Origin of the sequence: Bradyrhizobium sp. WYCCWR 12699 (assembly GCF_032144035.1) — a bacterium.
GTDB lineage: Bacteria > Pseudomonadota > Alphaproteobacteria > Rhizobiales > Xanthobacteraceae > Bradyrhizobium.
This window is the reverse complement of record NZ_JAVTJN010000032.1, coordinates 1,109,379-1,119,376: the sequence shown is the minus strand read 5'-3', so window position 1 is coordinate 1,119,376 and position 9,998 is coordinate 1,109,379. Positions and strand designations below refer to the sequence as shown.

Annotated in this window: 11 protein-coding genes; 7 read left to right on the top strand and 4 right to left on the bottom strand. The window is 65.4% G+C overall.

Annotated elements, in window-relative coordinates; translation table 11 throughout:
- The 6 genes from RPS27_RS20040 to RPS27_RS20015 all read left to right on the top strand — a co-directional run.
- The coding region (locus tag RPS27_RS20040) for a response regulator (RefSeq protein WP_313754203.1) at positions 1-679 on the top strand (679 nt) is incomplete at its 5' end.
- A gap of 24 nt (positions 680-703) precedes the next feature.
- Positions 704-1,180, top strand: coding sequence for a chemotaxis protein CheW (locus RPS27_RS20035; protein ID WP_194405485.1), 477 nt, complete (start codon positions 704-706; stop codon positions 1,178-1,180).
- 31 nt (positions 1,181-1,211) lie between these two features.
- Positions 1,212-1,598, top strand: a complete 387-nt coding sequence (locus tag RPS27_RS20030) for a response regulator (protein WP_194405486.1) — start codon at positions 1,212-1,214, stop codon at positions 1,596-1,598.
- Positions 1,599-1,658: 60 nt separating this feature from the next.
- Entirely contained in the window at positions 1,659-2,537 is an 879-nt protein-coding gene (locus RPS27_RS20025) for a CheR family methyltransferase (RefSeq protein ID WP_194405487.1), read from the top strand.
- Positions 2,538-2,539: 2 nt separating this feature from the next.
- Positions 2,540-2,857: a PilZ domain-containing protein gene (locus tag RPS27_RS20020; RefSeq protein ID WP_211420063.1), complete on the top strand. Its 318-nt coding sequence runs from the start codon at positions 2,540-2,542 to the stop codon at positions 2,855-2,857.
- A gap of 140 nt (positions 2,858-2,997) precedes the next feature.
- Positions 2,998-3,501, top strand: a complete 504-nt coding sequence (locus tag RPS27_RS20015; RefSeq protein ID WP_194405489.1) for a response regulator — start codon at positions 2,998-3,000, stop codon at positions 3,499-3,501.
- Positions 3,502-3,555: 54 nt separating this feature from the next.
- On the opposite strand, the gene RPS27_RS20010 is transcribed toward RPS27_RS20015, so the two are convergent.
- Positions 3,556-3,858 carry a hypothetical protein gene (locus RPS27_RS20010; protein WP_212069092.1) on the bottom strand — a complete coding sequence of 101 codons (303 nt, stop codon included), beginning with the start codon at positions 3,856-3,858 and terminating at the stop codon, positions 3,556-3,558.
- A gap of 150 nt (positions 3,859-4,008) precedes the next feature.
- On the opposite strand from RPS27_RS20010, the gene RPS27_RS20005 reads away from it, so the two are divergent.
- Positions 4,009-4,644: a response regulator transcription factor gene (locus RPS27_RS20005; protein WP_211420065.1), complete on the top strand. Its 636-nt coding sequence runs from the start codon at positions 4,009-4,011 to the stop codon at positions 4,642-4,644.
- 168 nt (positions 4,645-4,812) lie between these two features.
- On the opposite strand, the gene RPS27_RS20000 is transcribed toward RPS27_RS20005, so the two are convergent.
- From RPS27_RS20000 to RPS27_RS19990, 3 genes are all read right to left on the bottom strand, one after another.
- Positions 4,813-8,409, bottom strand: a complete 3,597-nt coding sequence (locus RPS27_RS20000) for a PAS domain S-box protein (RefSeq protein WP_212069091.1) — start codon at positions 8,407-8,409, stop codon at positions 4,813-4,815.
- Positions 8,387-8,806 carry a response regulator gene (locus tag RPS27_RS19995; protein ID WP_194405493.1) on the bottom strand — a complete coding sequence of 140 codons (420 nt, stop codon included), beginning with the start codon at positions 8,804-8,806 and terminating at the stop codon, positions 8,387-8,389. The genes RPS27_RS20000 and RPS27_RS19995 overlap by 23 nt, the downstream gene beginning before the upstream one ends.
- 408 nt (positions 8,807-9,214) lie before the next feature.
- The gene (locus RPS27_RS19990; protein WP_194405494.1) at positions 9,215-9,931 is read right to left on the bottom strand and encodes a GntR family transcriptional regulator; all 717 of its coding nucleotides are present in this window, start codon (positions 9,929-9,931) and stop codon (positions 9,215-9,217) included.
- Positions 9,932-9,998 lie beyond the last annotated feature (67 nt).

The following is a 9,998-nucleotide window of genomic DNA, read 5'->3' as shown; positions in this document are numbered from 1 at the left end:
GATGCCGCTCGTCGCCATGGACGGCGTCACCATCGCAAGCCAGGGCGCCCAGCCGATCCTGGTGTTCGCCGACGACGGTCGCTCCATGGGTCTCGTCGTCGACGAGATCATCGACATCGTCGAGGAACGCCTCAACATCGAGGTCGGCGGCTCCTCCTCCGGCATCCTCGGTTCGGCCGTGATCAAGGGCCTGGCCACCGAGGTGATCGACGTCGGCCACTTCCTGCCCATGGCGTTCTCCGACTGGTTCACCCGCAAGGAGATGAAGCCGTCGCTGCACTCGCAGTCGGTGCTCTTGGTCGACGACTCTGCGTTCTTCCGCAACATGCTGGCCCCGGTCCTGAAAGCCGCCGGCTACCGCGTCCGCACCGCGCCGACCGCGCAGGAGGGCCTGGCGGCCCTGCGCGCGCAGAGCTTCGACGTGGTGCTGACCGACATCGAGATGCCCGACATGAACGGGTTCGAGTTCGCCGAGGTGATCCGCTCGGACAACAATCTCGGCTCGATGCCGATCATCGGCCTCTCCGCGCTGGTGTCGCCGGCGGCGATCGAGCGCGGCCGTCAGGCCGGCTTCCACGACTATGTCGCCAAGTTCGACCGTCCCGGTCTGATCGCGGCGCTGAAGGAGCAGACCGCGGGCGCCGCCGGCGCCTCCGAGCTGAGCCGGGCGGCGGCGTAACCAACGGGATCAGGAGATACGCTTATGGCCACCAACAAGACCCAGTCCGCCGAAGGCGCCATGGTCGAATACGTCACCGCGATGATCGGCGGCCAGCTGTTCGGCCTGCCGATCTCCCGCGTCCAGGACGTGTTCATGCCCGAGCGCGTCACCCGCGTGCCCTTGTCCTCGCGCGAGATCGCGGGCGTGCTGAACCTGCGCGGCCGGATCGTCACCGTGGTCGACATGCGCGCCCGTCTCGGCCTGCCGCAGCCCGAGGACGGCAAGGTGCCGATGGCGGTCGGCGTCGACCTGCGCGGCGAATCCTATGGCCTGCTGATCGACCAGATCGGCGAGGTGCTCCGCCTGCCCGAGGCCGGCATGGAAGAGAACCCCGTCAACCTCGATCCCCGCATGGCCAAGCTCGCCGGCGGCGTCCACCGCCTCGACGGTCAGCTCATGGTCGTCCTCGACGTCGATCGCGTCCTCGACCTCGAAACCAAAGTGCAAATGGCCGCGTGAGCCAACGAAACATCGGAGCCGGAGAACCAAAATGAAAACCTGCTTGGTGGTCGACGATTCCAGCGTGGTGCGCAAGATCGCGCGTCGGATCCTGGAGGGCCTGGAATTCCAAGTGACCGAGGCCGAGGACGGCTCGAAGGCGCTCGAGATCTGCCAGCGGCAGCTGCCCGATGCGGTGCTGCTCGACTGGAACATGCCCGTGATGGACGGTTTCGAGTTCATGGGCCATATGCGCCGCCTGCCCGGCGGCGACCAGCCCAAGGTGGTGTTCTGCACCACCGAGAACAATGTGGCTCATATTGCCCAGGCGCTCAGCGGCGGCGCCAACGAGTACATCATGAAGCCCTTCGACAAAGACATCATCGCCGACAAGTTTGCTGAGGTCGGCTTGCTCCCGGTCGGACAAGCCATGGTCTGAGTGAGTCTGGCCCGCGCATTTTGGCCAGAGTGTTCCAGTACAGCTTCGAAGAGGCTACCAGTGACCCCGACCGAGTATGAGTACCTGCGTAAGTTCCTGAAGGACAATTCCGGGCTCGACCTGTCCGCAGACAAGCAATATCTGATCGAAAGCCGGCTGCTGCCGCTCGCCCGCAAGGCGGGCCTCTCCGGCATTCCCGAGCTCGTGCAGAAGCTGCAAGGCGGCGCGCGTCAGCTGATCACCGACGTGGTCGAAGCCATGACCACCAACGAGACCTTCTTCTTCCGCGACAAGGTCCCGTTCGATCATTTCCGCGACACCATCATGCCGGAGGTCATCAAGGCGCGTGCCGCCAGACGCAGCGTGCGCATCTGGTGCGCCGCCGGCTCGACCGGGCAGGAGCCCTATTCGCTGGCGATGTGCCTGAAGGAGATGGGCGCGGCCCTCACCGGCTGGCGCATCGAGATCATCGCGACCGATCTGTCGCAGGAGGTGCTGGAGAAGGCCAAGGCCGGAATCTACAGCCAGTTCGAGGTGCAGCGCGGCCTGCCGATCCAGATGCTGGTCAAATATTTCAAGCAGACCGGCGAGACCTGGCAGGTCAATCCCGAATTGCGGGCGATGATCCAGCATCGCCAGCTCAATTTGCTGCACGACTTCTCGCAGCTCGGCACGTTCGACGTCATCTTCTGCCGCAACGTGCTGATCTATTTCGACCAGGACACCAAGATCAACATCTTCAACCGGCTGGCGCGCCAGATCGAGCCCGACGGCTTCCTGGTGCTGGGCGCGGCCGAAACCGTGGTCGGCCTGACCGATACGTTCCGCCCGATTCCGGAGCGGCGCGGCCTCTACAAGCCGAACGATCCGCGCACTGCTGCCGCCAAGCCGGCTCTCGCCGGCGCGGCGCCGCGCCTGGCGGTCATGGCAGGGCGATAGACATGGCCGAGGATGGCAAGGGTACGGAACGCGTGACTTTCAGTCGTGGCTATGATGTCTGCATCATGGCCATCGACGGCACCTGGCGCCGCGACTGCAAGCTCAACGCGATCTCCGACACCGACGCCGTTCTCACGGTGGAAGGCTCGATCCAGGGGTTGAACCTGAAAGAGTTCTTCCTGCTGCTGTCGTCCACCGGACTTGCCTATCGCCGCTGCGAACTGGTCCGCGTCAACGGCGCAGAAATGGACATCCAGTTCCTGCGCGGCAAGAACAGGAAGAAGCGCGGGGCGGCCGGCGGACATGACGCCGCGGCGTGATCCGCCGCGTCCATTGCCGTCCTTTCCGATCTCTTGCTTCACATTTTCTGAAGATATCAAAACGAATTCGCGAGCGCGGCTTTACGTGGCTTCAGCGCGAACATTGTATCCATTGACGGTCTCAATCTCAGGATACGGAAATGCCCAGAAGTTCTCTTTCGCCCATCACGTCAAACCTGGCCGACGGCACTGAGCGGCGTCCGCTTCAGCTTCTGGTGGTCGACGACGATGCCACGCAGCGCAGCCTGATCACGGTCGCCGCCAAACAGGCCGGCCACGAGGTTACCGTTGCGCCGTCCGTGGCGGATGCGATCGAGAAGCTACGCGCCGCCCGCTTCGATTGCGTGACGCTGGATCTCGTGCTGGAGGACGGCGACGGCATCGACGTGCTGCGCGAGATGGCGGCTGCGAAGTTCGGCGGTGCCGTGATCGTCATCAGCGGCATGGACGGCAAGCGCCGCAGCGCCGCCCGCAGCTTCGCCCGGTCCGTCGGGATCGAGCTGCAGAGCCTGCCGAAACCGCTCGACCTTGCGGCCCTGCGCATCAGCCTCGCCAATCTCGGCAAGACCGCGATGGGCCTTCCCGCGATCCACACCTGGGGTGGTGTCGCCACCGACGCGATCGTGGAACGGCACCGCGCCTAGGGTTCGCGGAGCTGCCATGCGATGGCATGCGGCCGGCGCCGTGCCGATCGCGCGCTATCCCGGCGTGCCGGATTCCGACAGACATTGCAGGGCGTGGCCAAGGCCCGCCCGACAGGCGTTGAGGGCGGCGCTCGCCGTCGCATAGCGCGGCGTGACGTCGTCGAGCACGAAAATGTCGGCGGAACCGGCCGGATCGCCGCCCGTTTCCAATACGCGGGCTTCCATCATGGCTGCGTCGATCAGGCGCATGCTGCTCTCGATCCGTGTGATCAGGGCGCGAAGATCGGCGGCGATCAACTGACGGCTGTCGGTTTCAGCCATCGCGACGAGCGGGGGTGTGCCGGCGAAATTTAGCATGGATATTCTCCGTACCCCGCAATTAGGCACCCTGCCGCTACTTGTGCGTTAAGTCCATGTCCCGTACAAATACGGGTGGGCCGAATCCGCGCCGAACGCCATAAACGGTTGGGGCGGACGCGAGTCCTTCATGCCAACCGGATGTGGCACATGGCCGAACAAAGCTCTCGCGGTGAAATCTTCGTAGTCGACGACGACCCTGCCGTTCGCGACACCCTGTCGATGGTGTTGAAGGCGGCGGGCTATGAGGTGATCTGTTTTGCGGACGGCGCAGCGCTGCTCTCCGTCGCGCGAAACCGTACGCCTGCTGCGATCCTGCTCGACGTGAACATTCCCGGAAAGTCGGGCCTCGACATTCTCAAGGAGCTGCAGGGCGAGGACTATCCGGCGCCGATCTTCATGATCTCCGGACAGGGCGACATCGCGATGGCGGTGGGCGCGATCAAGAGCGGCGCGCTCGACTTCATCGAGAAGCCGTTCCGCGGCAGCGAGATCGTCGGCCGGCTCGACGAGGCGATCGGCGCTTATGCACGCAGGCAGGCGGAGAGCGCTTCGCCGAAATTCGGCTCGCTGCATTTCCCCGGACGCGAGCCGCTGACGCGCAGGGAGCGCGAGGTGCTCGAGCAGTTTGCTTCCGGCGCGTCCAACAAGGAAGCCGGCCGCACGCTCGGCATCAGCCCGCGCACCATCGAGGATCACCGCGCCAACATCATGAAGAAGCTCGGCGCGCGCAACGCCGCCGATCTGATCCGCATCGTGATGACCGCGGCGCAGCGCGCGTCGTAGCGTTAGACGATGTAGAGAGAGATCGTGGGCACGGCGCAAGTGCGCCTCCACCCTACGAGAGCTCTGTCAGCGACCTTGCGTGCCCGGATGGAGCGCAGCGAAATCCGGGGCTCGCGCGTGCGGCAAGACGGCCCCGGATTGCGCTTCGCTCCATCCGGGCTACGCGTTTCAGGCTCCCAGCGCCTTGCGGATGATCCGCGCCAGATCCGATTTGCGATAAGGCTTGGCCAGCAGCATCACGCCGGAATCCAGCCGGCCGTGATGGATGATCGCATTTTCGGTATAGCCTGACGTGTAAACCACCCTGAGATCCGGGCGCGTCTTCAGGAGCTCGTCGGCGAGCTGCCGTCCGTTCATCTTGCCGGGCATGATGACGTCGGTGAACAGAAGGTCGAACGGCTTTCCGGCGGCGACGATCGCGAGCGCCTCTGCGGCGTTCGCGGCCTGCAAGGTGACGTAACCCAGCGAATGCAGCTGCGCCAGCACGTAGTCGCGCACCAGCCGGTCGTCCTCGACCACCAAGATCGTCTCGTGTCCGCCCTCGATCGTCGCCGGCGTCACGCCCTCGCCGGCCGCCGTCGGCGTCTTGCCGGGGGGCAGATACATCTTGATCGTGGTGCCGTGGCCTTCCTCGCTGTAGATCTTGATGTGGCCGGCGGACTGCTTGATGAAGCCGTAGACCATCGAAAGCCCGAGCCCGGTGCCCTTGCCCGGTCCCTTCGAGGTGAAGAAGGGGTCGAACACCCTGGTCAGGATGTTCGCAGGGATTCCGCTGCCGGTATCGCTCACGGCAATCAGCACGTAATGGCCGGGGCGGATGTCGTTGACGCTGGCATAGACCTCGTCGAGATAGGCGGCGCCGGTCTCCACGATCAGCTTGCCGCCGCCGGGCATGGCGTCGCGCGCGTTGAGCGCGAGGTTGAGGATCGCGGTGGTGAGCTGGTTGGGATCGACGATCGCGACGCAATTCTCGTCCTCGAACACCGATTCGATCTGGATCTGCTCGCCCAGCGTCGGCCGCAACAGCTTCGCGGTGTCGACGACCAGCGAGTTGATGTCGATCTCGCGCGGCTGGAGCGGCTGCTTGCGCGCGAAGGCGAGCAGGTGCTGGGTCAGGTCGGCGCCGCGCGCAGCCGCCTCGTCGATCATCTTGGTGATGGCGGCGAGCTCCGGCTCCTTCTCGACGGCCTCCGCGAGGATCTCGATCGTGCCGGTGATGACGGTGAGGATGTTGTTGAAATCGTGCGCCACGCCACCGGTGAGCTGGCCGATCGCCTCCATCTTCTCGGCGTGCCGGATGCGCTCGTCGGCCGCGATCTTGTCGGTGAGATCGCGATAGAACACGTTGAACAGCAGGCCCTCGCGGCGCTTCAGCGCGGTGACGCTGACCTCGGCCCTGAATTCCTTGCCGTCGCGGCGGCGGCACATCAGCTCGCGGCGGCGGTTCAGCGTCCTGCCGTCCTCGTTCTCCAGGAACTGCTTCAGGCCGGCCCTGACCCTGTCGCGTTCGCTCTCGGCGACGATGAGGTCGATCGTGCTCTTGCCGAGCACCTCGTCGCGTCGCCAGCCGAACAGCTGCTCGGCCTGCGAGTTCCAGTTCAGGATGCTGCTGGTCTCGTCGGTCTGGATGAAGGCGTCGAGCGAGGTCTCGACGATATTGCGGGCGAGCCGCTCGCTCTCGCGCAGCGATTCCTGCGCGAGCCGCGCTTCCGTCATGTCGCGCCCGACGAAGAAGAAGCGATGCGCCTGCTCGGACCAGCTGCCCAGCCACGACAGCCAGACCTCGTGCCCATTGCGGTGGAAGCAGCGCGTGTCGCCGAGCTTGGGGCGCTCGCCGCGCCGCAGCGCGCGCATGTCCTCGCGCGATTGCTCCAGATGATCGGGATGAATGAAGTCGGCGCCGCTGCGGCCGATCATCTGATCCGGCCGGTAGCCGAGAATGGTCTCGCTGCTCGGACTGATCTGCGCGATATGGCCCCGCGCATCCATGATCATGATGAGATCCTGCGAGGTCTCGAAGATCTGCCGGCGCTCCTCGATCTGCTGCTGCAGCTGCCGCTCGGCCCGCCGCGCCTCGGTGAGGCTGTGCGCGGTCCCGGAGGCGCCGATGATCTCGCCCGAAGTCCCCCTGATCGGCGACAGGCTGAGCGAAATCTCGACCGGCGTGCCGTCCTTGCGCAGGCGCACCGTCTCGAACCGCTCGATCGGCTCGCCCCGCGCGATCCGTGCCAGATAGTCTTTGCCATGGTTACGGCGGTCGGGCGGAACGATGATCGCGGTGGATTTCCCGATCGCCTCGCTCGCCGAATAGCCATAGAGGCGTTCGGCCGCGGGATTCCAGCCCGTGATGATGGCATCGAGCGATTGCATCACGATCGCGTCGTCGGAGGATTCGACGGCGGCGCTGAACAAATGCTCGCGCGCCGCATGATGGCTTCGCGCTTCCTCGGTGCGGCGATGCTCCTCGATCTCGCGCTCGAGCGCGGCCGTTTTCGCCCGCGTCTCCTCGACCATCCGGGCGAAGGCGCGTGCCAGCACACCGGTCTCGCCGCTGGCGTCGACGGGAATGTCGGCGTGACGGCCGCGGCCAATCGCCTCCACGGCCGCGGTCAGGCGACCGATCGGCCGCGTCAGCGAACGTGACAGGACCACCGCAAGCGAAGCTGCCGCGAGCACGGCCAGGAAGCCGACCAGCAGGGACGTCTTTTGAATCGCTGCCGGGACCACGCCAAACACAGGCGCGGGAATCGTTTCGATGATCGCGACCCATTCCTTGCCAACCAGCAGCGCAGGGGCGATGGCCGCGCCGCTTGGCTTGCCCGACCCATCGGTCATGAGCCGCGTAGATCCTTCCCGTGTGCCCGCCAGAGCCGCGAAATAGGGAAAGTCGTTGCGCCAATCGTCGGGACGATCACGCAATGTGCCGAATTCGCGCGCGCGATCGGGGTGGACGAGATAGTCGCCGCGCGCGTTCACGAGGTAGATGTCTCCTCCCGAACTCGCGGTCGATCGGACCTGGTCGAGCGCCGGGCGCATGTCGACATTGGTGACGATGATGCCGAACGGCTTGCCGCCCGGCGCGAAGAGCGGCATCGCCGCCCGCAGGGTCGGAACGTGAGGGGCCGTGGTTCCCCCCTGCCGCGTGGCGAGCTCGACGGCCGAAATATAGATCTCGCCAGGCCCGAGTCGGATCGCCTCCTGGAAGTAGGCTCGATCGCCCTTTCGCTCGAGCTCACTGTCGGCGACGATCCGCGCGGCTCCGTTCGGGCCGGAGCGATCGACGCGAACCAGCTCGAGCTGATCGTTATCAACGCCGATGATTCGAAACTGCCCGTAGATGGGCTTCGCGTCGATCTCGGCCGCCAACCGTGTCGCGATACGCTCGCGCCAGGTTTGCTCGGAGACACCGTCAGTAGGGTCAACTCCGCCGCCGATATGGGCACGGATCAGGCCCTGGATGGCCGCGGCGGCGTGATAGCCGATCAGATCGCCGCGCACGCCGGCGACGTATGACTCAAGATTGGTCGCGAGCAGCCGTGACTGGGCCTCGACCCGCTCCAGCACCCGCGGAATGACGGCTTGGCTGGTGTTGCGATAGCCCAGCCAGCCGACCGCGGCCACGGTGACCGCCACCAGCAGGATCATGGCGATGGCCAGCCGCGTGGCGAGCGTCATGGGGATGCTCGTAGCGGCATTTCCGGGATGATCGCGGCCGATCTGGCCTGAAGCCGTGGAGCCCTCGTTATCGGCGGCCGGAGCTGACATCGGACCCCTCCGGCTCGCCCGCCTTCAGGCAGCCATCGACCGCGGCGAGCAGTGCCGCGGGCCTGAATGGCTTCTGCAGGCTTGCCACCGCGCCGAGCTTGGTCGCCATCTTTAGGAAGTCCGGCTCCGCATAGGCATCCGGCGTGATCGAGCGGCCGGAAATGACGATGATCGGAATGGCCGGAGCCAACGCCCGGATGTGACGCATCGTCTCCAGCCCATCCATGCCAGGCATGAAGATATCGAGAAACAGCAGATCGAACCGGCTCGCCTCGAACAGCGCAAGTCCCTTGCGGCCATCGCCGGCGACGGTGACGTGATGACCGGCCCTCTCCAGGAGCAGCCGGATCGTGAGTTGAACGGCCGGGTCGTCATCCACGATCAGGATGTTGGCCACGTCTAAATTCCTCCGGGCCGGACAGGACGTTCCTACCGGCCGCAAATCAAACCATCAAAGACGAAATTGTTGCGCGGATTCCGCCCAGCCTGCAAGCACTTCGCGAAGTGCGCGCGGCCGCTTGGTCCGGTCTCGGCAAGATGCCGTCATTATGCATGGTTCCGTGCACATGGCGCCGCCGCACCTTATCCCAGCCGTAGGGCGGCAAGAACCATTTTTCTCGCCGTAGTTGCACGGGAGTGAGATTTCACTGAATGAAGGCGGCCGGTCAGAATCGGCGTCAGTTCCGAAGGAATGCGGTTCAAGCGCGTGCAACGATGAAACGATCGGCGCGGGCTCGTTCACCTCTCCCGCAAGCGGGAGAGGGAGTGCGCCTTTCCTCGTGGCGCTAGCCCCCGTCACATCGCTCTAATCCGTCAGATATTCCGGATAATGGCTTCGGATCTTGTCGAGCTCGCTCAGCGTGCCCGACAGGTGCTTGCGCAGATGCTGCTGCGCGGCATCGGGGTCGCCGGCCTCGATCGCACGGGTAATCAGTTTGTGGTGACGGACGATGTTCTGGGCCTTGCCGGGTGAGGGCAGATGCAGCCTGCGCAGCCGGTCGATATGGCCGCTGCTTCTGCGCACCAGCGTCCACAGCTCCTGCTTGCCGGCTGCGGCATAAAGCTGCGCGTGAAAATCATTGTCGGCGGCGATGAAGCTCGCGAAATCGCCGGCCTTGGCGAATTGCTGCTGAAGCGCGATCGCGTGGTCGAGGCGGAGGACCAGGGCCTGGTCGTGCTGCTCGGCGAGCAGCCGGACGATTTCGAGCTCGAGCGCCTGGCGCAGGAAATGCGCCTGCTCGGCCCGGCCGACATCGACCCGGCTGACCACGGTGGCGTGCTGCGGAAACACGTCGACCAGCCCTTCCTCTTCCAGCCGCATCAGGGCATCGCGGATCGGCGTCGAGCTGACGCCGAATTGCGCGGCGAGATCGGTGCGCGACAGCGGCGCGCCCGGGGGGAGTTCGAGCGCGAGAATGGCGTTGCGCAGCCGCTCGAACACCTGCGGTGCGGCCTGCCGCGCCCGGTCCAGCCGCGGCCCGCGGCGGGCGGTCGCGCGGGGCGCGGGATGGGCGGTTTCCATGCGAAGGGCTCCGGCGGGCTTGCCTTTGATGCACTAATGCATTAGTGCATCAGCGAGGCCGCTCGTC